Genomic DNA, 26,829 nt, shown 5'->3' with positions numbered 1-26,829 from the left:
TGTCAGGTCCGGGCCTGGTGGGGTGGCCGCATGCACACGGCCGTGCCCCTCGGGTTCGCCGCCCTGCGCGCCCGAGGGGCCGTGGTGGAACGGTCTTCTGGTCGGTTCCGCTCGGCGCCGTCACCTGGGCGGTGATCATGACGGCGGACGACGCCTTCCTGTTCCCGGACACCGCCCCCTGCCCGCGTGAGCCCCTGCGGAAGGGCGTCATCGGCAGCGGGGAGGTCTTGCAGGCGCGTTCGCGACGGGGGCTACACGAAGGCCTCCGACAGGGACGCGGGCAGCTCCCCGGTGTGCAGCACTCCGAGCCGCTGGGTGGCGCGGGTCAGGGCGACGTACAGGTCGCTGGTGCCGTACCGGGCGGGCTCGACCACGAGGACGGAGTCGAACTCCAGGCCCTTGGCCTGGCGCGGGTCGAGGAGGACGACCGACTGCGTGAGGTCGGGTTCGGCGCCCGCCGTCACGCCGTCCAGCCGGGCGGCGAGGCCGCGGTGCAGGTCGCGCGGGGCGATCACCGCGAGCCGCCCCTCGGCCGGGGTGAGTTCCCCGACCGCCTTGGCGACGGCGCCCGGGAGGTCGTCGGTGGCCCGTGCCCAGGGGCGTACGCCCGTGGAGCGGACCGAGCTCGGCGGCTCGAAGTCCGGGTGCTCGGCGCGGACCACGGCCGCGGCGACGTCCATGATCTCGGCCGGTGTGCGGTAGTTGACGCCCAGCCGCGTGTGTTCCCAGCGGTCCTCGACGTACGGGGCGAGGATGCCCGCCCAGGAGCCGACACCGGCCGCCTCCGCCGTCTGCGCGGGGTCGCCGACCAGGGTCATCGAGCGGGTCGGGCTGCGCCGCATCAGCAGCCGCCACGCCATCGGCGACAGCTCCTGCGCCTCGTCCACGATGATGTGCCCGAACGCCCAGGTGCGGTCGGCGGCGGCGCGCTCGGCGGCGCTGCGGTGGTCGTCCTCCTCGTGCCGCTCGGCGAACCGCTCGGCGTCGATGATGTCGTGCGCGGACAGCACCTCGGAGGACTCGGGGTCGTCCTCCTCCTTGTCCTCGAACTCGTACGTCCGGGACGCGTAGGACACGTCCAGCACGCCCTGTGCGTAGGCGATCTGCCGCTCCCGCTCGCGCTGCGCGCGCTCCCGGGCCAGCCGGTCGTCCTCGCCGAGGAGTTCGGCGGCCTCGTCGAGCAGCGGCACGTCCGCGACCGTCCAGCGCCGGGTCACCGGGCGGCGTACGGCCGCGGCGTCCTCGGCGGACAGGAACTCCTCGGGCGCGGCGAGGAAGTCGGCGACGAGCCGCTGCGGGGTCAGCAGCGGCCACAGCTGGTCGATGGCGGCCCAGACCTCGGGGTTCTCGGCGAGGTCGTCGCGGATCTGGGTGATGTCGCTGGGGTCGAGCAGGCTGGACCCGTCGAAGGGGTCGGTGCCGATGCGCTCGGCGTACAGCTCGGTGAGGGTGTTGAGGATGTGCCCCTCGAAGTGCTCGCGGGCCGCGTTGTGCGGCAGCTTCGCGGCGCGGGTGCGCTCGCGGGCGACGTTCACCAGACCGTCGTCCAGCATGAGCACTTCACGTTCGTGCTCGATGGCGATCACGGGGTCGGGCAGCGCCTGCCGGCTGCTGACGACCTCGGCGAGGACGTCGGCCATGCCGTCGCGGCCCTTCACGGCGGCGGCCTCGGGCGTGTCGGTGGCGGTCGCCTTCACGCCGGGGAACAGCTCGCCGACGGTCGCGAGGAGCACACCGGTCTCACCGAGGGAGGGCAGCACCTCACCGATGTAGCCGAGGAACGCCGGGTTCGGCCCGACGATCAGCACCGCCCGCTTGGCGAGCAGCTCCCGGTGCTCGTACAGCAGGTACGCGGCGCGGTGCAGGGCGACGGCCGTCTTGCCGGTGCCCGGGCCGCCCTCCACGACGAGCACGCCGCGGTGCGGAGCGCGGATGATGCGGTCCTGGTCGGCCTGGATGGTCTGCACGATGTCGCTCATCCGGCCGGTGCGCGCGGAGTTGAGCGCGGCGAGCAGCACGGCGTCGCCGGCCGGGTCCTCGTGGCCGGTGCGGGTCTCGTCGCCGAGGTCGAGGATCTCGTCGTGCAGGTGGGTGACCCTGCGGCCGTCGGTGGCGATGTGCCGCCGGCGCCTCAGCCCCATCGGGGTGTGGCCGGTGGCCAGGTAGAAGGGGCGGGCGACCTCGGCACGCCAGTCGATCAGGACCGGTGTGCGCTCGGCGTCGTCCCTGCGCAGGCCGATGCGGCCGATGTGGTGGGTCACGCCCGAGGTGAGGTCGATCCGGCCGAAGCACAGGGAGCCGTCCACCGCGTTCAGCGCGGCGAGCAGCCCCGATCGCTCGGCGACGAGGATGTCCCGCTCCAGTCTGGCCTGCATGGGGGTGTTGCCCTGCGCGAGCGCGTCCGTGACGGAGGTCTCGGCGTCGCCGCGCAGCGCGTCCACGCGCGCGTACAACCCGTCGATGAATTCCTGCTCCTGCCGCAATTCATCGTCCGGAAATTCGGTGTTTGACAATTCCGCTCCCGCCCGGATATACTGTGCTCACTGAACTTCACTATGACTTCAATCGACTTGAAGTCACGAATGAACCAATATACGCAAGGAAATCCCCCGAGCGCAATTGCTCGGGGGATTTCCTCGTTTCCGGGCCTCCGGACCTGCGTGCTTCCGGGCTCGTCGTCTACAGCACGTCGGCCAGTTCCGCCAGCAGCCGCCGCTTCGCCCGCGCGCCCACCATCGCCTTCACGGGCTCACCGTCGCGGAAGACCATGAACGTCGGCATCGACAGCACCTTGTAGGCGTTCGTGGTCTCCGGGTTGGAGTCCACGTCGAGCTGGACCACCTTCAGCCGGTCGCCCTCCTCGGCGGCGAGAGCCTTCAGCACCGGCCCCATCTGCTTGCAGGGCGGGCACCAGTCGGCGGTGAACTCCACCAGCACCGGCAGGTCGGCGCCGATCACCTCCGCCTCGAAGTCCGCGTCCGTCACATCGGTCACCATGCTCGTCTCCCCAGTTCGCACTGTGGCTCCGGACCCCCCGGAGCCTCCGCCTCGGCGGCCAGCTCGGCCCGCGCCAGCTGCCGGGCGACCGTCTCCCGCACGCTCGTCAGCTGACCGATCAGGGAGTCGAGTTCGTCCAGCTTGCGCCGGTAGACCGCGAGGGACGCCGGACAGGTGTCGCCCTCGGGATGCCCGGCCCGCAGACACTCCACGAAGGGCCGCGTCTCCTCCAGGTCGAACCCGAAGTCCTGCAACGTCCTGATCTGCTCCAGCAGTTTCAGGTCGCACTCGTCGTACGTCCGGTATCCGTTGCCCTCACGTCGCGCGGGCAGCAGCCCCCGCGACTCGTAGTACCGCAGCGTCCGCGTCGTGGTCCCGGCCCGTGCGGCCAGCTCGCCGATTCGCATGCCGTCGAACGTAGTCCTTGACGCCGACGTCAAGGCAACAGCGGTTTCCGCTGCACCGGGGAGGTCAGCACGATCGACGTGGTGGTGCGGCCCAGCGCGGAGACCGCCTCCAGCACTTCTTCCAGGTGGACGGTGTCCCGGACCGCGGCCTTGAGGATCCAGCAGTCCTCCCCGACCACGTGGTGCACCTCGGTGATCTCGGGCCGCTCGATCAGCTCCAGGGTCCTGGGGTGCTTGAGGTTGTAGCCGCCGTGCGGGTCGACCCGGATGAACGCCTGGATGCCGTAGCCGAGCCGGGCCGGTACGACGTGGGCGCCGTAGCCGCTGATCACGCCCGCCGCTTCCAGGCGCCGCACCCGCTCGGTGACCGCCGCCGGGCTGAGCCGGACCCGGCGGCCCAGCTCGCTGAGCTTGATCCGGCCGTCGGTCTGGAGCAGCTGGAGGATCTGCCGGTCCAGCGCGTCGAAGGCCACCGAGGTTTCGTCGGCGGTGGTGCGCAGATGCCGTGGTTCTTTCGGCGCGGCGGCCGGAACTCCCATGGTTCCCCCTTCAGGACGTCGATGTACGCCAGGAGAATTATGGTCATGGAAAAGGCCCTGGAAGTACTGGTCATCGGCGGGAACCGTTACGTCGGAAAGCGTCTGATCGCACGGCTGCTCGCCGAAGGGCACCGCGTCTACGTGCTGAACCGGGGATCGTCCCCGCCGCCCGCCGGCGTGGAGCACTTGGTCGCCGACCGGGACGACGAACGGTCCCTGACGGGCGCGCTCGGCTCGCGCGTCTTCGACGTCGTCGTCGACCAGGTCTGCTGCACACCCCGTCAGGCGGCCGTCGCCCGCCGTGTCTTCTCCGGCCGTACCCGCCGCTATGTGATGACCTCCACGGTCGAGGTGTACGAGTACGAGGACTCCCCCGCCCTCGTGCGCGAGGAGGCCGTCGACCCGGCCACGGTCACCGTCGACCTCGGGCTGCCCTGGGACGACCCGGCGTTCCTGGAGACCAACTACGGGGAGGGCAAGCGGCAGGCCGAGGCGGTCCTCGCGGCCGACGGCCCGGCGTTCCCGTACACGGCGGTGCGGGTGGCCCATGTGCTCGGCGGGGCCGACGACTTCACCGGGCGGCTGGCCCACTACGCCGAGCGGATGCGCACCGGCGAGCCGATCGCCGTGCCGGTGGTGAACCGGCCGGCCACCTACGTCCACGTCGAGGAGATCGCCCGGTTCCTCGCCTGGGCGGCGGGGGAGGACTTCGCCGGGCCGGTGAACGCCGCCTCGCACGGGACGCTGAGCACCGAGGAGTTGTGCGAGGCGGTGGCCGCGCACGTCCCGGGTGGCCGGGCCGTGTTCCGGCCCGTCGAGGTCGGCGAGGTCTCGCCGTTCTCCTTCCGCCGCTCCTACGGCATGGACAACGCCCGGGCCGCTGGGCTCGGCTTCACCTTCACCGACGCCCGGCAGTGGCTGCCGCGTGCCGTCGCCGAGACGCTCGGGAAGGGCGACTGACATGCGGTACAGGACACTTGGCGGGCTGCGGGTGAGCGTGATCGGGCTCGGCGCGATGCCGCTGTCCATCGAGGGGCGCCCGGACGAGGAGCGCGCGCTGGCCACCGTGCACGCCGCGCTCGACGCGGGCGTGACCCTCCTCGACACGGCCGACTCGTACCATCTGCCGGGTGCGGAGCCCGGCCACAACGAACGTCTGCTGGCCCGCGCGCTGGCCGCCTACGGCGGTGACACCTCCGGCGTGCTGGTGGCGACGAAGGGCGGCCGGGGCCGCCCGGCCGGCGGCGACTGGACGGTGGACGGCTCCCCGCGCCACCTCAAGGCCGCCGCCGAGGCCTCCCGCAAGCGCCTCGGTGTGGAGGCGATCGGCCTCTACCACCTCCACAAGCCGGACCCCGACGTGCCCTTCGAGGAGTCGGTCGGCGCCCTGCGGGAGCTGCTCGACGCGGGCACGATCCGGCTGGCCGGGGTGTCCAACGCGGACGCGGACCAGATCCGCCGGGCGCGGGAGATCCTCGGCGAGAAGCTGGTGTCGGTGCAGAACCGGTACTCCCCCGCCGTCCGGGACAGCGAGCCGGAGCTGCGGCTCTGCGCGGAACTGGGGCTGGCGTTCCTGCCGTGGAGCCCGCTGGGCGGGCTGGCCCGCAGTTCCCTGGACGGACCGTCGCGCACCGAGGGCAGGGAACACCTGGCAGCCTTCCACGAGGTCGCGGCGGCCCGCGGTGTCAGCCCCCAGCAGGTCGGCCTGGCCTGGCTGCTGGCGCGCTCCCCCACCGTCATCCCGATCCCGGGCGCGAGCCGGCCGGCGACGGCCAGGGACTCGGCGGCCGCGGCGGACCTGCTGCTCACCAAGGAGGAGCAGGCCCGCCTGGACGAAGCCGCCGAGCCGGTCCGCGTCTAGCGGGCCCCGACGGACTCCAACTCCCTGTCGTCCTCGGCAGGCTGGTCCGCGGCCTTCCCGTTGCCGGGCAGCAGCAGCGCCACCACGACCGTCCCGACGCCCAGGATCACGGCCCCGACCAGACTGGTGTGCGCGACCGCGTCGGCGAAGGAGGAACCCACCGCATCGGCCATCTGCCGTGCCCCGCCGGCGAGTTGCCCGGCCTGCGCCTTGAGCCGCTCCGCCTGCTGGGGGTCACTCGTGTGCGCCGCCTGCTCGGCCAGCTGCCGGGCCTTGTCACCGATGCCCCGGGCGACGGCGTACCCGGCCCCGACGGAGTCCTGGGCCGTCTCCAGCGAGGAGGCGGGGAGCCTGCCGCCGGCTGTCGCGTCCGCGAGGTGGCCGGAGTACGAGGTGGCCAGCAGCGAGCCGAGGACGGCGATGCCGAGCGACCCGCCGAGCTCCAGCGACGTGTCGTTCACCGCGCCGCCGACGCCGAGCTGGGACTCCGGGAACGCCCCCATGATCGCGTCCGTGCAGGGCGACAGCGCGAGCCCGATCGCGAGGCCGAGCACGATCAGGGGCGCGACGAAGTCGCCGTACGACGACCCGGAGTCGACCCGGGTGAGCAGCGCCAGGGCCGCCGTACCGCCGACCATGCCGGCCGTGACGGTCCACTTCATGCCGACCCGCGGGGTGAGGTAGCCGGTGAGGGCGGAGCCCACGAAGACGGCACCGGCCAGCGGCAGCATGCGCAGGCCCGTGTCCAGGGCGTCGTAGCCGAGGACGAACTGGAGGTGCTGGGTCAGGTAGTAGAAGGCACCGAAGACGGCCAGGAAGAACAGGGCGACGGCGAGGTTGGAGCCCGCGAAGCGGCGGTCGGTGAAGCGGCGCACGTCGAGGACGGGGCGCGGGTGGCGCAGCTCCCAGAGCACGAAGGCCATGAGCCCGGCGCCGGCGACGACCGCCGCCGTGACCGCCTTGACGCCCCAGCCGAAGTGCGGACCCTCGATGATCATGTAGACGAGCGCGCCGATCCACACCACCGACAGCAGTCCGCCGCCGTAGTCGATCCGCCCCTGGTGGCCGGACCTGGACGGCGGTACGAGGACGAGCGCTCCGACGACGGCCAGAGCGGCGATGGGCACGTTGATGAGGAACGTCGACGACCAGCCGTGGTGCTCCAGCAGCGCCCCGGCGACCAGCGGACCGGCCGCGATGGCGAGTCCGGCCGTGGCGGTCCACAGGGTGATGGCCTTGGCGCGTTCGGCGCGCGGGAAGGTCGCCGCGAGCAGGGACAGCGTCGCGGGCATGATCATCGCGGCGCCGGCGCCCATCACGGCACGCGCCGCGATCACGGCCGTGGCGCTGTCGGCGAGGTAGCCGGAGACGGCACCGCCGCCGAAGACGACCAGCCCGAGGACGAGAGCGCCCCGGCGGCTGTACTTGTCGCCTATCGCGCCGAGAAGCAGCATCAACGCGGCGTACGGGACGGTGTAGCCGTCGATGACCCACTGGAGGTCGGCGCTGGACAGGCCGAGGTCCTCGGTCATGGCGGGCGCGGCGACGGTGAGGGCGGTGTTCGCCATCACGATGATCAGCAGGCTCAGGCAGAGCACGAGGAGCGCCCACCAGCGGCGTGCGTAGGGGCGGTCCATCCTCTCGGCCGGTTCGGTCATGACGAGTCGCATGGCAGGGATCGCCTTCCTCAGACTTGCACATGGGTGTGCATTTGCACAACACTGTGCAATGTACGCCGTTGCACAGCACTGTGCAAGTCGATGGAGGAGGGGCACAATGGCGTCCATGACCACGGGCACCACCAGCCGCGCCGACGCCAACCGGCGCCGCATCCTCGACGTCGCCCTCGCGGAGCTGCTGCGCGACCCCGACGCGTCCATGGACCAGATCGCACGCGCCGCGGGCGTCGTACGGCGGACCGTGTACGGGCACTTCCCGAGCCGCGAGGCGCTGATCAGCACCCTCGTCGACGAGGCGGTGGAGTCCCTGTCGGCCGCGCACGCGGCGGGCCGGGAGGGCGTGGAGGACCCGGCGGAGTCCGTGGCCCGCTCGGTGCTGGCGGTGTGGGAACTGGCCGACCGCTACCGGCTGCTGATCGCGCTCGCCCAGCGCACGGTCACCATGCAGGGCATCCGGGAGCGGCTCGCCCCCGTCCGGGAGGCCGCCACCGGGGTGCTCCGGCGCGGCCTCGACGAGGGCGTCTTCAGCTCACCGCTGCCCGCGCCGGCCCTGGCGTACGTGCACGAGCAGATGCTGGTCGCGCTGATGGAGGCGGTGAACGACGGGCTCGTGGCAGCACAAGAGGCGGGCCGCTGCGCCGCGGTCACGGTACTGACCGCGGCGGGCGTGCCCGCCTCGAAGGCCACCGAGCTGGTGGCGAAGCTGAACGATTGATCTGGATGTGCTGACCGGGCGGCTGAGCGACGGGGGGACACTCAGCCGCCCGGAGTCTCGCGGGGGCGTGGCGCGCGGCCGTCAGGCCTTCGCCAGCTCCTTCTCGCCGCCCTGCTCGGGCACCTCGGCCTGCCCGTCGGCCGGGCCGCCGTGCGCGTCGTCCAGCAGCGTCTTCTCGTCGAAGGGCAGGTGACCGGCGAGGACCTGGTTCACACGGTCCTTGTCGATCTCCTTCGTCCAGGTGCCGATCAGCACGGTGGCCACGGCGTTCCCGGCGAAGTTGGTCAGCGCGCGGGCCTCGCTCATGAAGCGGTCGATGCCGACGATGAGGCCGATGCCGTCCACCAGGGCCGGCTTGTGCGACTGGAGACCACCGGCCAGCGTCGCGAGGCCCGCGCCGGTGACACCGGCGGCACCCTTCGAGGCGACCAGCAGGAAGAGCAGCAGCGGGATCTGCTCGCCGATCGACATCGGCGTGCCCATCGCGTCGGCGATGAACAGGGACGCCATGGTCATGTAGATCATGGTGCCGTCGAGGTTGAAGGAGTAGCCGGTCGGGACGGTGATGCCGACGACCGGCTTGCTGACGCCCAGGTGCTCCATCTTCGCGATGAGCCGCGGCAGCGCGGACTCGGACGAGGACGTGGACAGGATCAGCAGGAACTCCCGGCCCAGGTACTTGAACAGCGTGAGGATGTTCAGGCCGGAGATCACGCGCAGCAGGATGCCGAGCACGATGAAGACGAAGAGGAAACAGGTGACGTAGAAGCCGAGCATCAGCACGGCGAGGCTCTTGAGCGCGTCCACGCCGGCGGAGCCGGTGACGGCGGCGATGGCGCCGAAGGCACCGATCGGGGCGGCCCACATCACCATGGCGAGGATGCGGAAGACGAGCCGCTGGATGTGCTCGATACCGTGCAGGATCGGCTGGCCCGCCGAGCCCATGCCCTGGAGCGCGAAGCCGGCGAGCAGGGCGATCAGCAGGGTCTGCAGGACCGACTCGTTGGTGAAGGCGGACACCATCGTGGTCGGGATGATGCCCAGCAGGAAGTCGGCGGTGTTCGTGGTGGCCTCGGGGTCGATCTGTGCGTGACCGGCGTCCTTGACCGCGTCCGTCAGCGCGAGGCTCGAGCCCGGCTCCAGGATGTTGCCGACGACCAGGCCGATGCCCAGAGCGACCAGCGACATCACCATGAAGTAGCCGAGGGCGATACCGCCGACGGCGCCGACCTTGGTGGCCTTGCGCACCGAGCCGATGCCCAGCACGATCGTGCAGAAGATGATCGGCGAGATCATCATCTTGATCAGGTTCACGAAGCCGGTCCCGATCGGCTTCAGCTCGACAGCGAAGTCGGGTGCGGCCAGACCCACCGCGATACCGGCGGCGACCGCGATGATCACCGCGATGTAGAGATAGTGCGTGCGGTCCCGCTTGGGTTTGCGTGCGGCAGGTGCCGTATCGGCTGCGCTGGTCACGGCGGCCCTCCTTGACGACGTCGTCGGCATCACCGGCGTGCGGCTCACGTCCGGGACAGGGAGCGGGGAACTCCCGGGGATGCGTATTGGGGAATGCCGTGACTATGTCCTGCTCTGTGAGCGCGGTCACCCTTCCGTTCATTTAGTTCACAATCAGCCACGAGGCAGACTGACGGCATGCGCTTCTCCGTACCCGGTCCCCGCAGCCTGGCGGGCCAGCTCTTCGCCATGCAGGCCGTCCTGATAGCGGTCGTCGTGGCCGGATACGCGCTGTTCACTTACGTCAGCGACCGCAGCCAGGCCGAAGAGGCGGCCCGGCGCCAGGCCAGGGCGGTGGCGCGGTCCGTCGCCGACTCCCCTTCGGTGCTGGAGGCGGCCCGCGGCTCCGACCCGACCGGCCGGCTCCAGCCGTACGCGCTGCGGGTGATGCGGGACACCGAGGTCGACTTCATAACGATCATGGATCCGCGCGGCATCCGCTGGACGCACCCCGACCCGGACCGGATCGGCCAGCCCTTCCAGGGCCACACCGAGAAGGCCCTCAAGGGCCAGACCTTCACCGAGACCTACACCGGCACGCTCGGCCCCTCGGTCCGCGCGGTCACCCCGATCCAGGACGGCAAGAAGATCGTCGGCCTGGTCAGCGCGGGCATCCGGGTCGAGGAGATCAGCCATCGGGTGCAGGACCAGCTGACGGCCCTGCTCGGCGTCGCGGCCGGCGCACTGGTCCTGGGCGCCGTCGGCACCTATGTCGTCAACGCCCGGCTGCGCCGTCACACCCACGGCATGAACGCGGCCCAGCTCAGCCGGATGCACGACTACCACCAGGCCGCCCTGCACGCCGTACGCGAGGGGCTGCTGATGCTGGACGGGCAGTACCGTGTGGCGCTGATCAACGACGGAGGGCGGGAGCTGCTCGGCGTGGCCGGGGACGTGGTGGGCAGGTCGGTGGCGGAGCTGGGGCTGCCCGCCCCGCTGACGGGCGCGCTGCTGGCCTCGGAGCCGCGGGTGGACGAGGTGCATCTGACGGCGTCCCGGGTCCTGGTGATCAACACGTCTCCGGTGTCGGGCGGCGAGCGGCGCGGTACGGTCGTCACCCTGCGCGACGTCACCGAACTCCAGTCGCTGATGGGCGAGTTGGACTCGGAGCGGGGCTTCACACAGGCGCTGCGCTCGCAGGCGCACGAGGCGGCGAACCGGCTGCACACGGTCGTCTCGCTGATCGAGCTGGGTCGGGCGGAGCAAGCGGTGGAGTTCGCGACGGCCGAGCTGGAACTGGCACAGGCGTTGACCGACCAGGTCGTGGCGGCGGTGAGCGAGCCGGTGCTGGCGGCACTGCTGCTGGGCAAGACGGCCCAGGCGAACGAGCGGGGCGTGGAGCTGATGGTGTCGGAGGACAGCAGCCTGGACGACGGCCTGCTGCCGGAGTCCCTGCCGGCACGGGACCTGGTGACCATCCTGGGCAACCTGATCGACAACGCCGTGGACGCGGCGCAGGGCAGCGCGCGGGCGCGGGTGACGGTGGCGGCCTACACCCAGGACACGTCGGACCCCGGGGACCCCGAGGCCGCCCCGGAGCTGGTGCTGCGGGTCTCGGACACGGGCCCGGGCGTGGACCCGGAACACGCCGAGGCGGTCTTCCGGCGCGGCTTCTCGACCAAGCCGGCGGGGCCGAGCGGCCGGGGCCTGGGGCTGGCCCTGGTACGGCAGGCGGTCCAGCGGCACGAGGGGGCGCTGTCGGTGTCGGAGGCCGAGGGGGGCGGGGCGGAGTTCGAGGTACGGCTGCCGCTGCGGGAGTCGGGGGCGGTGGCCGAGGGCGTGACATCCAGGACCTCGGTGTCCAGAGGCGCTGGAGGCAACGCATGACGAGCGACAGCACGCCCGAGAGGGACATCCGCGTCCTGGTCGTGGAGGACGACCCGGTCGCCGCCGACGCGCACGTGCTGTACGTCGGCCGCGTCCCCGGCTTCGTCGCGGTGGGCAAGGCGCACACGGGCGCGGAGGCCCGCCGGGCCCTGGAGCGCACCCCCGTCGACCTGCTCCTGCTCGACCTGCACCTGCCGGACGTACACGGACTGCACCTCGCGCGGTCCCTGCGGGCGGCCGGACACCACGCGGACGTGATCGCGGTGACGTCGGCGCGCGATCTGGCGGTCGTGCGCGAGGGCGTCTCCCTCGGAGTCGTGCAGTACGTCCTGAAGCCGTTCACCTTCGCGACCCTGCGGGACCGTCTCGTGCGGTACGCCGAGTTCCATGCCGCGGTCGGCGAGGCGAGCGGCCAGGACGAGGTCGACCGGGCGCTGGCGGCCCTGCGCGCCCCGGGCCCGGCCGCCCTGCCGAAGGGCCTGAGCGCACCGACGCTGGAGCGGGTGACCGTGGCCCTGCGCGACAGCGCGGAGGGCCTCACGGCCGCGGGTGTGGCGGAGACCGTGGGCATCTCCCGCATCACGGCCCGCCGTTACCTGGAACACCTGGTGGACGCGGGCCGCGCGGCCCGCCGCCCGCAGTACGGCACGGTGGGGCGCCCGGAGCTGCAGTACCGCTGGGTCACGGGCCACTGACGGCCCGTCAGCTACCAGCGCCGACTACCGAACCTGCGCACACGCATTGACCTGACTAGACCACTCAACTTACGTTCACCACGCAGCCGTCCCGGCCACAACGAAGTGCGCCCGTAGGAGGTTCGTGCCGTGCGCCCCACCGCCGCTCTCACACCTCTCGTCGTCCTGGCCCTCGCCGCCACCACCCTCACCGCCTGCGGTGGCGGTTCCGGCAGCGACCCCGACACCGTGAAGGTCTCCTTCAAACAGTCCACGGACAACTCCATCAAGGTGATGGACACCTATCTCGCGGACATCAAGAAGCAGTTCGAGAAGGCCCACCCGGGCAAGAAGGTCGAGCTCGTCCCGATCAAGGCCCCGGACTCGGAGTACTACACCAAGCTCCAGCAGATGCTCCGCTCCCCCAAGACCGCACCCGACCTGGTCTACGAGGACACGTTCCTCATCAACTCGGACATCACCAGCGGCTATCTCAAGCCCCTCGACCCGTACCTCGCCAAGTGGCCCGACTGGAACCGGTTCATCGACACGGCGAAGGCGGCGGCCAAGGGCGAGGACGGCAAGACGTACGGCGTCCCCGACGGCACCGACACCCGCGGACTCTGGTTCGACAAGGGCATCTTCGCCAAGGCAGGCCTCCCCGCCGACTGGCAGCCGAAGACCTGGAAGGACGTCCTGACCGCGGCCCGCACCATCAAACAGAAGGTCCCCGGCGTCATCCCGCTCAACGTCTACACGGGCAAGCCGGTCGGCGAGGCGGCCACCATGCAGACCTTCGAGATGCTGCTCTACGGCACGAACGACGGCCGCACGGACCCCCTCTACGACAAGAACGCGAAGAAGTGGATCGCCGGCGGCCAGGGCTTCAAGGACGCCCTCGCCTTCGTCGAGACGGTCTACAAGGAGAAGCTGGGCCCGGACGTCTCCGACGCGCTCGACCCGAACGTCATGACCCGGGTGCGCGGCGAGTGGCTCCCGCAGGGCAGGCTCGGCATCGCCCTCGACGGCTCCTGGCTGCCGCAGGACTGGCTGCCCGGCAGCGGCCACGCATGGCCCGAGTGGTCCAAGAAGCTGGGCCTGGCCGCCATGCCGACCCAGAACGGCCAGGCGCCCGGCAAGGTGAGCATGTCCGGCGGCTGGACCTGGTCGATCCCGGCCAAGGCCGGCAACCCGGACCTGGCCTTCGCGTTCATCAAGACGATGCAGACCAAGGCCAACGCGCAGAAGTGGTACGTCGCCAACTCCGGCATCGCGGTCCGCGAGGACGTGGCGAAGGACCCCGGGTACGCCACCGCCCAGCCGGGCATCACGTTCTTCACCGACCTGGTGGCCTCGACGCACTACCGCCCGGCCTACCCGGCGTATCCGAAGGTCTCCACGGCCATCCAGGAGGCGATGGAGAGCGTGACCACGGGCGACGCGTCGGTGGACGAGGCGACGAGCGCCTACACGAACGCGCTCAAGGACGCGACGGACGACGAGGTGGTCGAGCGGTGAGCGAGGGCTGCCGCGCATGACCGCCACCGCACCCCGCCCGCCGCTCGCCAACACGCCCGAGGCCACGCACCCGGGACGCGGCCCCCGCCTGCCGGTGCGGGTCCTGCCCCTCACGCCCGCCGTCGTCCTCCTGCTCCTCTTCCTGGCCGGCCCGATCGCCTACTGCGTCTTCATCGCCTTCACCGACCTCCAGCTCACCGGCCAGGCCGAGGACTCGTTCGTCGGCTTCGAGAACTTCACCCGGGCCTTCGGGGACGAGGCGTTCCTCAACGCCGTATGGCTGACCCTGGTGTTCACCGTCCTGTCGTCCCTCGTCGGGCAGAACACGCTGGGCCTCGCCCTGGCGGCGCTGATGCGGCGCGCGTCGAAACCGGTCCGCACGCTCACCGGCGGCATCGTGGTCACGGCCTGGGTCCTGCCGGAGGTGGTGGCCGGCTTCCTGCTCTACGCCTTCTTCCGCCGCGAGGGCACCCTGAACGCCCTCCTGGACTGGCTCCACCTGCCCTCCCAGAACTGGCTGTTCACCCTCCCGATCCTGGCGGTGTCCTTCGCCAACGTCTGGCGCGGCACGGCCTTTTCGATGCTGGTCTACTCGGCCGCGCTGAACGAGATCCCCCAGGAGATCACCGAGGCCGCCGAGGTGGACGGGGCCGGGGGCTGGCGCCGCATGTGGCACATCACCCTCCCCATGATCCGCCGCTCCATCGCCACGAACCTGATGCTCAACACCCTCCAGACCCTCTCGGTCTTCGGGCTGATCTGGGTGATGACCAGGGGCGGCCCGGGCGGCAAGAGCCAAACACTGCCGCTCTTCATGTACGAACAGGCCTTCCAGAACAGCCTGATCGGCTACGGCACGGCGGTGGCCCTGCTGCTCCTCCTGGTCGGCTCCCTCTTCTCCCTCGTCTACCTGCGCCTGCTGCGGACGGAGGTCTGACCCGCATGGCCCTCACCCTCGCCTCCCGCCGCGCGGCCCGACGCCTGGCGGCGGACGCGGGCCTCCTGGTGGTCGCCGCCGCGTTCGTCCTCCCCCTGGCCTGGGTCGTCCTGTCCTCCCTGGACCCCCACGCCGACCTCCGGGTCAAGACACCCGACGGCCTCACCCTGGACAACTTCGACGCGATCCTCACGCCCGAGATCACCTTCACCCCCCTCCTCAACAGCCTGATCCTGTGCGGCAGCGCGACATTCCTGACGGTGGTCTGCGCGGCCCTGGCCGCCTATCCGCTCTCCCGGTTCCGCTCCCGCTTCAACCGCCCGTTCCTGCTGACGATCCTCTTCGCGACGAGCCTGCCCATCACGGCGATCATGGTCCCGGTCTACGCGCTCTTCGTCCGGGTGGACCTGATCGACACCATGCAGGGCACGATCTTCTTCTTCGCAGCGTCCCAACTGCCGTACGCCATCTGGCTGATGAAGAACTTCATGGACGGCGTACCGAAGGAACTGGAAGAGGCGGCCTGGACCGACGGGGCCTCGTCCCTCCAGTCCCTGATCCGCGTCGTGCTGCCCCTGATGGGCCCGGGCGTGGCCGTCGTGACGGTCTTCTCCTTCGTCATGATGTGGGGCAACTTCTTCGTCCCCTTCATGCTCCTGCTCACGCCCGACCAGATGCCGGCGTCCGTCAGCATCAACGACTTCTTCGGGAACCGGGGAATGGTGGCGTACGGGCAACTGGCGGCGTTCTCGGTCGTCTACTCGACACCGGTGATCCTTCTGTACGTCCTGATCGCCAGACGCCTGGGAGGGGGCTTCGCCCTGGGAGGGGCGGTCAAGGGCTGACCGGCGTCTGTGCCGCCCACCTTTGCCCCCTGGGGGCACCTCCCAGGCCCTTGAGGCACTGGGTGAGGCACGACTGCCCGCAGCCAGGGCAAGCACGACGCACCCGCACCCGCCGGCGCACGGAAGGGGACGTGTCGGGGGGTGTCCGCCCGCAGCGGTTGGCGCGTCAACGGACAGTCAGTCGGCGTCCGACCCCATCGCGCCGTTCCGAGGACGGACACCCCCCGGCGCGGCCCCGACCCACCACCGGCGAGCAGGCGCTACGCGCACCCCCACCGAAGCAGCCACAGGCCGCCGCAGGCACACCGCCCACCGGCGATCACCGCACCAGACACGGCCGCTTCGCGTCGAACTCCCAGCCAGGCACCAGGTACCGCATCCCCACCGCATCGTCCCGGGCCCCGACCCCCTTCTCCCGGTACAGCTCGTGCGCAGCCAGCAGCCGGTCCATGTCGAGCTCCACGCCCAGCCCGGGCGCGTCGGGGACGGCGATCTCCCCGCCGACGATGCGGGGCGGCGAGACGGTCAGCCGCTCCAGCCCCTCCTGCCAGATCCAGTGCGTGTCCAGCGCGTTGTACTCCCCCGGCGCCGCCGCCCCGCAGTGCGTCACCATCGCCAGCGAGATGTCGAAGTGGTTGTTGGAGTGACACCCCCACGTCAGCCCCATCGCGTTGCACAACTGCGCCACCCGCACCGACCCCTGCATGGTCCAGAAGTGCGGATCCGCCAGCGGAATGGACACCGACTGGAGAGCCAGGGCATGAGCCATCTGACGCCAGTCCGTCGCGATCATGTTCGTCGCCGTGGGCAACCCCGTGGCCCTCCGGAACTCCGCGAGGATCTCCCGCCCGGAGTAACCGCCCTCCGCCCCGCAGGGATCCTCGGCGTACGCGAGCGTGCCCACCAACGGCCGGCACAGCTCCACCGCCTCCCGCAGCGACCACGCCCCGTTCGGGTCCAGGGTGATCCGCGCCCCGGGAAAGCGCGCCTTGAGCGCACGCACCGCCGCGACCTCCTCGACCCCCGCCAGCACACCCCCCTTGAGCTTGAAGTCCCGGAACCCGTAGTGCTCGTAGGCCGCCTCCGCCTGCCGCACGATCGCCTCCGGCGACAGCGCCTCCTCGTGCCGCACCCGGTACCACTCCACGGACGCGTCGGGCTCCCGGACGTACTCCAGATCCGTCCGGTCCGGGTCACCGACGTAGAAGAGGTACCCCAGCACCCGCACGGACTCCCGCTGCTGCCCGTCACCCAGCAGCGCCGCCACCGGCACGTCCAGATGCTGCCCGAGAAGATCGAGCAGCGCCGACTCGACCGCGGTCACCGTATGGACCGTGGTCCGCAGGTCGAACGTCTGGGCACCCCGCCCCCCGGCGTCCCGGTCGGCGAACCGCTCGCCGATCTCGCGCAGCACCCGCTTGTAGTCCCCCACCTTCGCCCCGACGACCAGCGGCTCGGCGTCCCGCAGCGTCCGCGTGATCTTCTCCCCGCCGGGCACCTCCCCCAGCCCGGTGCGCCCCTCGGAGTCGGTGAGGACGACGATGTTGCGGGTGAAGTACGGGCCGTGCGCGCCGGAGAGGTTCAGCTCCATGCTGTCCCGGCCCGCGACGGGGTAGACGGCGAACGCCGTGACGGTCGGCTGCTGCCTGCTGCTCATCAGGTGCCCTTTCTCAGAAATACGGTTCACAGAGCGAGATGCGGTTCACAGACTCAGGACGTCGAGGACCCACTCGACGGCGAGCACCCCGCCCAGCCCGAGCACGGCGAGCGTCGTCGTATAGGACGTGCGGACCTTGATCGCCTCGATGACGGAGAGGTTGAAGTACTCCTTGAACAGCCAGAACCCGGGGTCGTTGACGTGGGAGAAGGCGATGGAGCCGCAGGCGACGGCCAGCACCATGATCTCCGGGTGCACCCCGCTGCCCGCCAGCAACGGCAGCGCCACCCCGGAGGCCGTGACGACGGCGACCGTTGCCGAGCCGAGCGCGATGCGCAGGATGACGGCGACGAGCCAGGCGAGGACGATCGGCGAGATGGACCAGCCGTCCGTGACGTCCTTGATGTAGTCGGAGATCCCGCCTTCGACGAGGACGTTCTTGAAGGCCCCGCCCGCGCCGATCACCAGCAGGATCATCGCCATCGCCTGGGCGGCCGAGCCGCATGAGGCGCCGACGTCGCTCAGGCTGCGCCCGATCCGCGGCCCGAACACCCAGACCGCCAGGCACAGGGTCAGCAGCAGCGCGATCGGCGCCGACCCGACGAAGGCGACGACGTGCAGGAACGGGCTGTCACCCGAGGCGGCCATGTCGGTCACGGCGGCGGCCACGATCAGCACGACGGGGAACAGCGCCACGAACAGCGACCAGCCAAGGCCCGGCAGCTCCTCGTCGGTGAACTCGCGATCGCTGACCAGGCCCTTGGGGATGGCCGGCGTCAGCCGCGCGACGAACGGAAGACGAGGCCACGTCAGGGCGATGAGCGCACCGGCGGGCACGGCGACGAACAGGCCGTAGAACAGCGTCAGTCCGACGGAGGCGTGGAAGGTCGCGGCGACGGCGGTGGGGCCGGGGTGCGGCGGCAGGAAGCTGTGCATCGTGGACAGGGCGATGGACATCGGCAGGCCGACCCAGAGCAGCTTCGCGCCGGTGACCCTGACCAGGGTGAACGCGATGGGCACGATGATCACGAACGCGACCTCGTAGAACATGGTCACGCCGATCAGCATGGACGTGACCACCATGGCGACCTGGACCCAGCGCGGCCCGAAGGCGTCGAGGAGCTTGCCGGCTATGCGCTGAGCGGCGCCCGCGTCCCCCATCACCCGGCCGACCATGGCGCCGAGTCCGATGGTCAGCATGGTGTCGCCGATCTGGTCCCCGATGCCCTCGGAGAGGACGTCCGGGACGGTCGCCACCGGAATCCCCTGGACGAGTGCGACCCCGACCGCCACGAGCAGCAGGGCCGCGAAGCCGTTCAGTCTCAGCCTGGTCATGAGAAGGAGCAGAACCAGAACGCTGATTCCGACTACGAGCAGAGGCAAGGCAGTTCCCCTTTGAACCGGTGTCCCATCCCTATATGCAGACGGCGTCCACGTATGAAGATGGAGGCTAAGTGGGTGAACGTGCCGGGTCAATGGCCGGGTGATCACGGATTCGCGCGGACCTACGATGAGCCGCATGCAGAAGCGCAGAGGTGTCCGCGCGTGAAGCCGGCTCGCGGGAGCGAGGACGAGATCCTGGCCGATGAGCTTGCCGCTCTAGGCGCAGCGAGTGGCGGCAGCGGTCACTTGACCCGGCTTGTCGCCAAGGCGATGAGGAAGAACGTCCATGAGATCGACCTCGTCATGCCGTTGCCGTTCGACGAGGCCGTCAAGCGTGTCGCCGAAGTGCTCGGCCGAGCCGGACGAGCAGGCGGGTCCATGCAGGTCGAGCACGGCGTGGACCAGGAGACGATCCGGGTCGTCGCCGGCGGTGGTTTCGGCGGCCTGAATCCCGTGGTGGTCACCGCGCTGGTGACAGGAAGCGGGGTGGGCGGCGCGAAAGTCAGGCTCCGCGCAGCCGCCAAGGAAGGTTTGGTCAAACAGCGAGCGGGTGAGAAGACCGCCGCCCGTCTCGCGGCGTCGCTGAGCGAGTAGAGCGGACCGGGCACCGCGAGCGAGGGGGGCGGGTCGGACCTGTCCGACCCGCCCCCACGCCCCTGCGGGCGGCCGACCACCCGGGCACGGCGCCCCGGCACCGCCGTCCCGCCCACCCGGGCACGGCGCGCCCCGGCACCGCCGTCCCGCCCAGCCGGGCACGGCGCCCCGGCACCACCGCCCCGCCCAGCCGTGCGCTGCGCCCCTCAGCCGGCCGCCCCGTCAGCCGCCCCGTCCGGCAGGACCCCCGCCCGGAACGGCTCCACACCCTCCAGCCTCCGCACCCGCGTCGGCTCGATCAGCAGCATCACCCGGCGCTCCCCGGGCAGCAGCCACGGATACCGGTCCTCCCCGAGGTACTTCCGCGCGAGCCGGTCCATCGCCCGCTCCGCCTCCTCGCCCTCCACGAACCGGACGACCTTCCCCCGGATCTCCGCCCGGTCGTACGGGTTCCCGGGGTCGTGGTGGGACAGCGAAACGTACGGATTGCGCCGCAGATTCTCTTCCTTCACCCGCCCGATCGACGTGTTGACCATGACGTACTCCCCTTCGATGTCCGCCCACATGGGCGACACCTGGGGCGCACCGTCCGCACCCACCGTCGCGAGGTGCCAGAAGTTTTTCGCGAGGAGACGCTCGCGAATATGCCCACTGAGCTTGCCGTTCACTTGACTGGCCGCCTTTCCGGGCCCGCGCTCGCCGGGCCCGGCGCCATCCTCGCCGTATCTCCGCCCCGACCGACAGACGATCTTCAGCCCCGGTCGAACCCGCCGGTAGCCGTAGCTTCCTACAATCCGTGATCCTGGCCGAACAGACCGTAGTCACCGCAGTCCCGCGCCCCTAGCTTGTGGCCCGTGCGCCGACCTTCAGCCCGTCCGAGCCAGCCCGCACCCCACCCCCTGCCCACCACCCCGACGCCCCCGCCCTTCAACGCCCCCGCCGCCCGCCGGCTGCGCGCGGCCCTCGGCATGTCACCCGAGCACGTCGCCCACGACATACGCGTCTCCTACGGACACCCCCACATCACCCCCGGCCACGTCACGGCCTGGGAACGCGGGGCGGCGGCCCCTTCCGGCTCCGAACTCACCGCACTCGCTGGGGTGTTGTGGTGCTCGCCCGGCGAACTCATCGGCAGACCCCGCACCCTGCGCGAGCACCGCATCGCCCGCGGTTTCGCGCCGGAGGACGTGGCCCGTGCCGTGGGGCACGAACTCCACGCCTATCTGCGGATGGAGGAGACCGACACCTGGCGCGGGACCGACCGCCAGTCCGCCGCCCTCGCCGATCTGCTCGGCCTGCGCCTGCCCGACTTCGTCTCCGTCACGGGCCGCGACGCCAAGCTCGGCGAACTGCTGCGCAACGCCGTCACCACCCGCTGGCAGGCCTACGTACGCCCGGTGGCCAAGGTCGTGCCCCTGGACCGGCCGTTCCTGGAGGGCGCCCTCCAGGGGCTGCACCAGGACTACCAGGGGCACATGGCCGCCACGCTGAGCTGGGGCGGCGGCAGGACCGACGCCGGTGACGCCGCCCGCGACTTCCTCGACCGGATCGTCGAGCACTTCTGGACGAGGATCCCGAAGAGCCCGGCCTAGCCCGGCACAGGCGCGGCTCTAGAAGACCGACTCGGCCTCGTCCATGCGGTCCTTCGGCACCGTCTTCAGCTCGGTCACGGCCTCCGCGAGCGGCACCATCACGATGTCCGTCCCGCGCAGCGCGGTCATCCTGCCGAAGTGCCCCTGGTGCGCGGCCTCCACCGCGTGCCAGCCGAACCGCGTGGCGAGCACCCGGTCGTACGCGGTGGGCGAGCCACCGCGCTGGACGTGGCCGAGAATGACCGGCTTGGCCTCCTTGCCGAGCCGTCGCTCCAGCTCGTGGGCGAGTGCCGTGCCGATGCCCTGGAAGCGCTCGTGGCCGAACTTGTCGATCGCGCCCTTGCCGTAGTCCATGGTGCCGTCGGCGGGGTGGGCGCCCTCGGCGACGCAGACGACCGCGAACTTCTTGCCGCGGGCGAAGCGCTCCTCGACCATCTTCACGAGATCGGCCGGGTCGAAGGGCCGCTCCGGCAGACAGATCCCGTGCGCACCGGCCGCCATGCCGGACTCCAGCGCGATCCAGCCCGCGTGGCGTCCCATGACCTCCACCACCATCACGCGCTGGTGGGACTCGGCGGTGGTCTTCAGGCGGTCCATCGCCTCGGTGGCGACCCCGACCGCCGTGTCGAAGCCGAAGGTGCGGTCGGTCGACGAGATGTCGTTGTCGATCGTCTTCGGGACGCCGACCACCGGCAGACCGGCGTCGGACAGCATGCGGGCCGCCGTGAGCGTGCCCTCGCCGCCGATCGGGATCAGCGCGTCGATGCCGAACTCGTGGATCATGTCGGAGGCGTTCTCGCAGGCCTCGCGGAGCCGGTCGCGCTCCAGCCGTGACGACCCGAGTATCGTGCCGCCGCGGGCCAGGATGCCGCTGACCGCGTTCAGGTCGAGCGTGCGGTAGCGGCCGTCCAGCAGGCCCGAGTAACCGTCCTCGAAGCCGATGACCTCGTCGCCGTAGTTGTCGACCGCGCGGTGCACGACCGACCGGATCACGGCGTTCAGGCCGGGGCAGTCGCCGCCTGCGGTGAGAACTCCGATACGCATCGTGCTGTGTCTCCTGCTCGCTGTTGATACCGGTGAGCCTCTGCCGATTGTTTCACGCTCCACAGCCCGGTGCGGCACCCCGAGGCTGATGGGCGCCTTATCTATCGGCGGAGGTATTGTCAAGAGGGTTCTGCTCACCTCGGTGGGCGATTTTTGTGCCCGTGGCTGGATAGCCGTTGGCTTGATACACACCCCCACTCGAGACGAAACGGAGAGCGCGCGTGACCCGCAGCGTGTACGTGACCGGCATCGACCGCGGCGACGGCCGCCAGGTCGTCGAACTGGGGGTCATGGAGCTCCTCACCCGGCAGGTGGACCGGGTGGGCGTCTTCCGCCCCCTCGTCCATGACGGGCCCGACCGCCTCTTCGAGCTGCTGCGCGCCCGCTACCGGCTCGCCCAGGACCCGGCGACCGTCTACGGCATGGACTACCACGAGGCGTCCGCCCTCCAGGCCGAGGCCGGCACGGACGAGCTGGTGTCCACGCTCGTCGACCGCTTCCACCTGGTCGCCCGCGACTACGACGTGGTCCTGGTCCTCGGCACCGACTACGCCGGGACCCAGCTCCCGGACGAGCTGTCGCTCAACGCCCGGCTGGCGAACGAGTTCGGCGCGTCCGTGATCCCGGTCGTGGGCGGCCGCAAACAGACCGTGGAGTCGGTGCTCGCCGAGACGCGCAACGCCTACCGGGCCTACGACACGCTGGGCTGCGACGTGCTGGCCATGGTCACCAACCGGGTGGCCCGCGAGGACCGCGACGCGATCGCCGCCCAGCTCGGCTCCCGGCTCCCGGTGCCGTGTTACGTCCTGCCCGACGAGCCCGCGCTGTCCGCCCCGACCGTCTCGCAGATCGGCCACGCCCTCGGTGCCAAGGTGGTCCTCGGCGACGACTCGGGGCTGGCCCGGGACGTGCTCGGCTTCGTCTTCGGCGGCGCGATGCTGCCGAACTTCCTGGGCGCCCTGACACCGGGCTGTCTCGTCGTCACCCCGGGCGACCGGGCCGACCTGGTCGTCGGCGCCCTCGCCGCGCACAGCGCCGGCACCCCGCCGATAGCGGGCGTGCTGCTCACCCTGGACGAGGTGCCCGGCGACGACATCCTCACGCTCGCCGACCGCCTCGCGCCCGGCACCCCGGTGCTGTCGGTGGCCGGCACCAGCTTCCCCACCGCCGAGCAGCTGTTCTCCCTGGAGGGCAAGCTCAACGCGGCCACCCCGCGCAAGGCGGAGCGGGCGCTCGGCCTGTTCGAGCGGTACGCCGACACCGCCGACCTCGCCCGCCGCCGCGTCTCCGCCCCGAGCAGCGACCGCGTCACGCCGATGATGTTCGAGCACAAGCTGCTGGAACAGGCCCGCTCCGACCTGCGCCGGGTCGTCCTGCCCGAGGGCACCGAGGAGCGGGTGCTGCACGCCGCCGAGGTGCTGCTGCGCCGCGGCGTGTGCGAACTGACCCTGCTCGGCCCGGTCGACCAGATCCGCAAGAAGGCCGCCGACCTCGGCATCGACCTCGGCGAGACCCAGCTGATCGACCCGGCCACCTCCGACCTGCGGGACGCCTTCGCCGAGAAGTACGCCGCTCTGCGCGCCCACCGGGGCGTCACCGTGGAACTGGCGTACGACGTCGTCTCCGACGTGAACTACTTCGGCACGCTGATGGTCCAGGAAGGCCTCGCCGACGGCATGGTGTCCGGCTCGGTGCACTCCACGGCCGCCACCATCCGCCCCGCCTTCGAGATCATCAAGACCAAGCCGGACGCCGACATCGTCTCGTCGGTGTTCTTCATGTGCCTGGCCGACAAGGTCCTCGTCTACGGCGACTGCGCGGTCAACCCGGACCCGAACGCCCAGCAGCTCGCCGACATCGCCATCCAGTCGGCGACCACGGCCGAGCAGTTCGGCGTGGAGCCGCGGATCGCCATGCTGTCGTACTCCACGGGCACGTCCGGCTCCGGCGCCGACGTCGACAAGGTCCGCGAGGCCACCGAGCTGGTGCGCGCGCGCCGGCCCGACCTGAAGATCGAGGGCCCGATCCAGTACGACGCCGCCGTGGAGCCGTCGGTCGCGGCGACCAAGCTGCCCGGCTCCGAGGTCGCCGGGCAGGCGAGCGTGCTGATCTTCCCCGACCTGAACACCGGCAACAACACCTACAAGGCCGTGCAGCGCTCGGCCGGCGCGATCGCCGTCGGCCCGGTGCTCCAGGGTCTGCGCAAGCCGGTCAACGACCTGTCCCGGGGCGCCCTCGTCCAGGACATCGTCAACACGGTCGCCATCACGGCGATCCAGGCCCAGTCCCCCGCCCCGTCCCCGAGCGAGAAGGCAACCGCCCAGTGAGCCCCACCCGCGTCCTCGTCCTCAACTCCGGCTCCTCGTCGGTGAAGTACCAGCTGCTCGACATGCGTGACGACAGCCGGCTGGCGGTGGGCCTGGTCGAGCGCATCGGCGAGCAGACCTCCCGGCTGAAGCACACCCCGGCCGGCGGCGGGAGCCGGGAGCGCGGCGGGGCGATCGCCGACCACGACGCCGCCCTGAAGGCCGTCGCCGAGGAGCTCGCCAAGGACGGTCTCGGCCTGGACTCGCCCGAACTGGCCGCGATCGGGCACCGGGTGGTGCACGGCGGCAAGTCCTTCACCGAACCGACCGTGATCGACGACGCCGTGCTCGCCGAGATCGAGCGGCTCATCCCGGTCGCCCCGCTGCACAACCCGGCCAACCTCACCGGGATCCGCACGGCCCGGGCGCTGCGGCCCGACCTGCCGCAGGTCGCCGTCTTCGACACCGCGTTCCACACGACGATGCCGGAGTCGGCCGCCCGCTACGCGATCGACGTGAAGACGGCCGACGAGCACCGCATCCGGCGCTACGGCTTCCACGGCACCTCCCACGCCTACGTCTCCCGGGCCACCGCCGAGCTGCTCGGCAAGGACCCCGCCGAGACGAACGTGATCGTGCTGCACCTGGGCAACGGGGCGTCGGCCTCGGCCGTGCGGGGCGGGCGCTGCGTGGACACCTCCATGGGGCTGACGCCTTTGGAGGGGCTCGTGATGGGTACGCGCTCGGGAGACATGGACCCGGCCGTCATCTTCCATTTGATGCGTGTTGGTGGAATGTCCGCCGACCAGATCGACACTCTTCTCAACAAGAAGAGCGGTCTGATCGGACTGTGCGGCGACAACGACATGAGGGAGATCCGCCGCCGCGTCGACGAGGGCGACGAGCAGGCGGAGCTGGCGTTCGACATCTACATTCACCGCCTGAAGAAGTACATCGGCGCCTATTACGCCGTACTCGGACGGGTGGACGCGGTGGCCTTCACCGCCGGCGTCGGCGAGAACGCGGCGCCCGTGCGGGAGGCCGCCCTGGCGGGTCTGGAGGAGCTGGGCCTCGCGGTGGACGGCGAGCGCAACGCCGTACGCGGCGACGAGGCGCGGCTGATCTCGCCCGAGGGTGCCCGGGTCGCGGTGGCGGTGGTACCTACTGACGAGGAATTGGAGATCGCGACACAGACCTACGCGCTGGTAATTGGTTCGGGGAATCACACCTGAGCGGCATCCCGCCCTTTTGTATTTTCCGCCAGACGGAATATTCCGTTGCGAAACAAACCGATAGGATCGCCCCCATGCGCCGTTCGAAAATCGTCTGTACTCTCGGCCCCGCGGTCGACTCCCACGAGCAGCTTGTCGCGTTGATCGAAGCCGGCATGAACGTGGCCCGCTTCAACTTCAGCCACGGCACGCACGCCGAGCACCAGGGCCGGTACGACCGGGTCCGTGCCGCCGCCAAGGAGACCGGCCGGGCCATCGGAGTCCTCGCCGACCTCCAGGGCCCCAAGATCCGTCTGGAGACCTTCGCCGAGGGTCCCGTGGAGCTGGTCCGCGGTGACGAGTTCACCATCACCACCGAGGACGTCCCCGGCGACAAGACGATCTGCGGGACGACCTACAAGGGCCTGCCCGGCGACGTGACCAAGGGCGACCAGGTCCTCATCAACGACGGCAACGTCGAGCTGAAGGTCACCGAGGTCGAGGGCCCCCGGGTGAAGACGATCGTCATCGAGGGCGGCGTCATCTCCGACCACAAGGGCATCAACCTGCCCGGCGCGGCCGTCAACGTGCCCGCGCTGAGCGAGAAGGACATCGAGGACCTCCGCTTCGCGCTCCGCATGGGCTGCGACCTGGTCGCGCTGTCGTTCGTCCGGGACGCCAAGGACGTCGCGGACGTGCACCGCATCATGGACGAGGAGGGGCGCCGCGTCCCGGTCATCGCCAAGGTGGAGAAGCCGCAGGCGGTGCAGAACATGGAGGACGTCGTGATGGCGTTCGACGGCGTGATGGTCGCCCGTGGTGACCTTGCCGTCGAGTACCCGCTCGAGAAGGTCCCCATGGTGCAGAAGCGCCTGATCGAGCTGTGCCGGCGCAACGCCAAGCCGGTGATCGTGGCGACCCAGATGATGGAGTCGATGATCACCAACTCCCGTCCCACCCGCGCCGAGGCCTCCGACGTGGCCAACGCGATCCTGGACGGCGCCGACGCGGTCATGCTGTCCGCCGAGTCGAGCGTGGGCGCGTACCCGATCGAGACCGTCAAGACGATGTCGAAGATCGTCACCGCGGCCGAGCAGGAGCTGATGTCCAAGGGCCTCCAGCCGCTCGTCCCGGGCAAGAAGCCGCGTACGCAGGGCGGTTCGGTGGCCCGTGCCGCCTGCGAGATCGCCGACTTCCTCGGCGGCCGGGGCCTGGTGGCCTTCACCCAGTCCGGCGACACCGCCCGCCGGCTGTGCCGTTACCGCGCGGTCCAGCCGATCATCGCCTTCACCACGGACGAGTCCACCCGCAACCAGCTCGCGCTCAGCTGGGGCGTGGAGCCGCACGTCGTGCCGTTCGTGAACAGCACCGACGAGATGGTCGACCTGGTGGACCAGGAGATGGTGAAGCTGAACCGCTTCAACGAGGGCGACATCGTGGTCATCACGGCCGGCTCGCCCCCCGGTGTCCCCGGCACCACCAACATGGTGCGCGTCCACCACCTGGGCGGCGCCAAGAGCTGACCCGG

Annotated in this window: 23 protein-coding genes; 13 read left to right on the top strand and 10 right to left on the bottom strand. The window is 70.8% G+C overall.

Annotated features, from left to right (window positions below):
• Positions 1–251: 251 nt before the first annotated feature.
• The 4 genes from QF034_RS28305 to QF034_RS28290 all read right to left on the bottom strand — a co-directional run bounded on the left by QF034_RS28305 (position 252) and on the right by QF034_RS28290 (position 3,943).
• Entirely contained in the window at positions 252–2,483 is a 2,232-nt protein-coding gene (locus tag QF034_RS28305; protein ID WP_307179995.1) for a HelD family protein, read from the bottom strand.
• A gap of 196 nt (positions 2,484–2,679) precedes the next feature.
• Positions 2,680–2,997 (bottom strand): thioredoxin family protein, encoded by a 318-nt coding sequence (locus tag QF034_RS28300; protein WP_307177565.1) that lies wholly within the window; start codon positions 2,995–2,997, stop codon positions 2,680–2,682.
• The gene (locus tag QF034_RS28295) at positions 2,991–3,404 is read right to left on the bottom strand and encodes a MerR family transcriptional regulator (protein ID WP_307177564.1); all 414 of its coding nucleotides are present in this window, start codon (positions 3,402–3,404) and stop codon (positions 2,991–2,993) included. The genes QF034_RS28300 and QF034_RS28295 overlap by 7 nt, the downstream gene beginning before the upstream one ends.
• Positions 3,405–3,433: 29 nt before the next feature.
• Positions 3,434–3,943 (bottom strand): Lrp/AsnC family transcriptional regulator, encoded by a 510-nt coding sequence (locus QF034_RS28290; RefSeq protein ID WP_307177563.1) that lies wholly within the window; start codon positions 3,941–3,943, stop codon positions 3,434–3,436.
• Between the two features lie 45 nt (positions 3,944–3,988).
• Here QF034_RS28290 and QF034_RS28285 point away from each other — a divergent pair, with 45 nt between their 5' ends.
• Positions 3,989–4,903 carry an NAD-dependent epimerase/dehydratase family protein gene (locus QF034_RS28285; RefSeq protein ID WP_307177562.1) on the top strand — a complete coding sequence of 305 codons (915 nt, stop codon included), beginning with the start codon at positions 3,989–3,991 and terminating at the stop codon, positions 4,901–4,903.
• A gap of 1 nt (position 4,904) precedes the next feature.
• Entirely contained in the window at positions 4,905–5,804 is a 900-nt protein-coding gene (locus tag QF034_RS28280) for an aldo/keto reductase (protein ID WP_307177561.1), read from the top strand.
• Here QF034_RS28280 and QF034_RS28275 read toward each other — a convergent pair.
• Positions 5,801–7,474, bottom strand: coding sequence for a DHA2 family efflux MFS transporter permease subunit (locus QF034_RS28275; protein ID WP_307177560.1), 1,674 nt, complete (start codon positions 7,472–7,474; stop codon positions 5,801–5,803). The genes QF034_RS28280 and QF034_RS28275 overlap by 4 nt on opposite strands.
• A gap of 106 nt (positions 7,475–7,580) precedes the next feature.
• Between QF034_RS28275 and QF034_RS28270 the strand changes: the two genes are divergently transcribed.
• Positions 7,581–8,198: a TetR/AcrR family transcriptional regulator gene (locus QF034_RS28270; RefSeq protein ID WP_307177559.1), complete on the top strand. Its 618-nt coding sequence runs from the start codon at positions 7,581–7,583 to the stop codon at positions 8,196–8,198.
• Between the two features lie 81 nt (positions 8,199–8,279).
• On the opposite strand, the gene QF034_RS28265 is transcribed toward QF034_RS28270, so the two are convergent.
• Positions 8,280–9,674 (bottom strand): cation:dicarboxylate symporter family transporter, encoded by a 1,395-nt coding sequence (locus QF034_RS28265; RefSeq protein WP_307177558.1) that lies wholly within the window; start codon positions 9,672–9,674, stop codon positions 8,280–8,282.
• Between the two features lie 177 nt (positions 9,675–9,851).
• Here QF034_RS28265 and QF034_RS28260 point away from each other — a divergent pair, with 177 nt between their 5' ends.
• The 5 genes from QF034_RS28260 (at position 9,852) to QF034_RS28240 (ending at position 15,514) form a co-directional block, all read left to right on the top strand.
• The gene (locus QF034_RS28260; protein WP_307177557.1) at positions 9,852–11,540 is read left to right on the top strand and encodes a sensor histidine kinase; all 1,689 of its coding nucleotides are present in this window, start codon (positions 9,852–9,854) and stop codon (positions 11,538–11,540) included.
• Positions 11,537–12,235: a response regulator gene (locus QF034_RS28255; RefSeq protein ID WP_208641705.1), complete on the top strand. Its 699-nt coding sequence runs from the start codon at positions 11,537–11,539 to the stop codon at positions 12,233–12,235. Before QF034_RS28260 ends, QF034_RS28255 begins: the two co-directional genes overlap by 4 nt.
• Positions 12,236–12,364: 129 nt before the next feature.
• Complete coding sequence (locus tag QF034_RS28250) at positions 12,365–13,732, top strand: extracellular solute-binding protein (RefSeq protein ID WP_307177556.1); 1,368 nt, start codon at positions 12,365–12,367, stop codon at positions 13,730–13,732.
• A gap of 16 nt (positions 13,733–13,748) precedes the next feature.
• Positions 13,749–14,669 carry a carbohydrate ABC transporter permease gene (locus tag QF034_RS28245; protein WP_307177555.1) on the top strand — a complete coding sequence of 307 codons (921 nt, stop codon included), beginning with the start codon at positions 13,749–13,751 and terminating at the stop codon, positions 14,667–14,669.
• A gap of 5 nt (positions 14,670–14,674) precedes the next feature.
• Positions 14,675–15,514, top strand: a complete 840-nt coding sequence (locus QF034_RS28240) for a carbohydrate ABC transporter permease (RefSeq protein WP_307177554.1) — start codon at positions 14,675–14,677, stop codon at positions 15,512–15,514.
• 319 nt (positions 15,515–15,833) lie between these two features.
• Here QF034_RS28240 and QF034_RS28235 read toward each other — a convergent pair whose 3' ends face one another.
• On the bottom strand, positions 15,834–17,171 hold the full coding sequence (locus QF034_RS28235) for an enolase C-terminal domain-like protein (protein ID WP_307177553.1): 1,338 nt from the start codon (positions 17,169–17,171) through the stop codon (positions 15,834–15,836).
• A gap of 45 nt (positions 17,172–17,216) precedes the next feature.
• Complete coding sequence (locus QF034_RS28230; RefSeq protein ID WP_307177552.1) at positions 17,217–18,554, bottom strand: gluconate:H+ symporter; 1,338 nt, start codon at positions 18,552–18,554, stop codon at positions 17,217–17,219.
• Positions 18,555–18,608: 54 nt separating this feature from the next.
• On the opposite strand from QF034_RS28230, the gene QF034_RS28225 reads away from it, so the two are divergent.
• The gene (locus tag QF034_RS28225; RefSeq protein WP_307177551.1) at positions 18,609–19,148 is read left to right on the top strand and encodes a hypothetical protein; all 540 of its coding nucleotides are present in this window, start codon (positions 18,609–18,611) and stop codon (positions 19,146–19,148) included.
• Between the two features lie 206 nt (positions 19,149–19,354).
• On the opposite strand, the gene QF034_RS28220 is transcribed toward QF034_RS28225, so the two are convergent.
• Positions 19,355–19,816, bottom strand: coding sequence for a PPOX class F420-dependent oxidoreductase (locus tag QF034_RS28220; RefSeq protein ID WP_307177550.1), 462 nt, complete (start codon positions 19,814–19,816; stop codon positions 19,355–19,357).
• Positions 19,817–20,002: 186 nt separating this feature from the next.
• Between QF034_RS28220 and QF034_RS28215 the strand changes: the two genes are divergently transcribed.
• Entirely contained in the window at positions 20,003–20,740 is a 738-nt protein-coding gene (locus tag QF034_RS28215) for a helix-turn-helix domain-containing protein (protein ID WP_307177549.1), read from the top strand.
• An 18-nt stretch (positions 20,741–20,758) separates the two neighbouring features.
• Here QF034_RS28215 and QF034_RS28210 read toward each other — a convergent pair whose 3' ends face one another.
• The gene (locus tag QF034_RS28210; protein ID WP_307177548.1) at positions 20,759–21,784 is read right to left on the bottom strand and encodes an ATP-dependent 6-phosphofructokinase; all 1,026 of its coding nucleotides are present in this window, start codon (positions 21,782–21,784) and stop codon (positions 20,759–20,761) included.
• Between the two features lie 221 nt (positions 21,785–22,005).
• On the opposite strand from QF034_RS28210, the gene pta reads away from it, so the two are divergent.
• The 3 genes from pta (at position 22,006) to pyk (ending at position 26,824) form a co-directional block, all read left to right on the top strand.
• Positions 22,006–24,111, top strand: coding sequence for a phosphate acetyltransferase (gene pta, locus QF034_RS28205; protein ID WP_307177547.1), 2,106 nt, complete (start codon positions 22,006–22,008; stop codon positions 24,109–24,111).
• The gene (locus QF034_RS28200) at positions 24,108–25,322 is read left to right on the top strand and encodes an acetate kinase (RefSeq protein WP_307177546.1); all 1,215 of its coding nucleotides are present in this window, start codon (positions 24,108–24,110) and stop codon (positions 25,320–25,322) included. The genes pta and QF034_RS28200 overlap by 4 nt, the downstream gene beginning before the upstream one ends.
• Before the next feature lie 74 nt (positions 25,323–25,396).
• Positions 25,397–26,824 (top strand): pyruvate kinase, encoded by a 1,428-nt coding sequence (gene pyk / locus QF034_RS28195; RefSeq protein WP_307177545.1) that lies wholly within the window; start codon positions 25,397–25,399, stop codon positions 26,822–26,824.
• Positions 26,825–26,829 lie beyond the last annotated feature (5 nt).

Origin of the sequence: Streptomyces africanus (assembly GCF_030816955.1) — a bacterium.
Classification (GTDB): Bacteria; Actinomycetota; Actinomycetes; order Streptomycetales; family Streptomycetaceae; genus Streptomyces; species Streptomyces africanus.
This window is presented reverse-complemented; position numbering and strand designations above follow the sequence as displayed.

Excerpts from the sequence above, each read along its gene's own strand:
- QF034_RS28260 (WP_307177557.1), top strand. The coding sequence starts at position 9,852 with ATGCGCTTCTCCGTACCCGGTCCCCGCAGCCTGGCGGGCCAGCTCTTC.
- QF034_RS28210 (WP_307177548.1), bottom strand. The coding sequence starts at position 21,784 with ATGCGTATCGGAGTTCTCACCGCAGGCGGCGACTGCCCCGGCCTGAAC.
- QF034_RS28240 (WP_307177554.1), top strand. The coding sequence starts at position 14,675 with ATGGCCCTCACCCTCGCCTCCCGCCGCGCGGCCCGACGCCTGGCGGCG.
- QF034_RS28225 (WP_307177551.1), top strand. The coding sequence starts at position 18,609 with ATGAAGATGGAGGCTAAGTGGGTGAACGTGCCGGGTCAATGGCCGGGT.
- QF034_RS28270 (WP_307177559.1), top strand. The coding sequence starts at position 7,581 with ATGGCGTCCATGACCACGGGCACCACCAGCCGCGCCGACGCCAACCGG.
- QF034_RS28295 (WP_307177564.1), bottom strand. The coding sequence starts at position 3,404 with ATGCGAATCGGCGAGCTGGCCGCACGGGCCGGGACCACGACGCGGACG.
- QF034_RS28280 (WP_307177561.1), top strand. The coding sequence starts at position 4,905 with ATGCGGTACAGGACACTTGGCGGGCTGCGGGTGAGCGTGATCGGGCTC.
- QF034_RS28300 (WP_307177565.1), bottom strand. The coding sequence starts at position 2,997 with ATGGTGACCGATGTGACGGACGCGGACTTCGAGGCGGAGGTGATCGGC.
- QF034_RS28235 (WP_307177553.1), bottom strand. The coding sequence starts at position 17,171 with ATGAGCAGCAGGCAGCAGCCGACCGTCACGGCGTTCGCCGTCTACCCC.
- QF034_RS28255 (WP_208641705.1), top strand. The coding sequence starts at position 11,537 with ATGACGAGCGACAGCACGCCCGAGAGGGACATCCGCGTCCTGGTCGTG.
- QF034_RS28245 (WP_307177555.1), top strand. The coding sequence starts at position 13,749 with ATGACCGCCACCGCACCCCGCCCGCCGCTCGCCAACACGCCCGAGGCC.
- QF034_RS28290 (WP_307177563.1), bottom strand. The coding sequence starts at position 3,943 with ATGGGAGTTCCGGCCGCCGCGCCGAAAGAACCACGGCATCTGCGCACC.
- pyk (WP_307177545.1), top strand. The coding sequence starts at position 25,397 with ATGCGCCGTTCGAAAATCGTCTGTACTCTCGGCCCCGCGGTCGACTCC.
- QF034_RS28285 (WP_307177562.1), top strand. The coding sequence starts at position 3,989 with ATGGAAAAGGCCCTGGAAGTACTGGTCATCGGCGGGAACCGTTACGTC.
- QF034_RS28275 (WP_307177560.1), bottom strand. The coding sequence starts at position 7,474 with ATGCGACTCGTCATGACCGAACCGGCCGAGAGGATGGACCGCCCCTAC.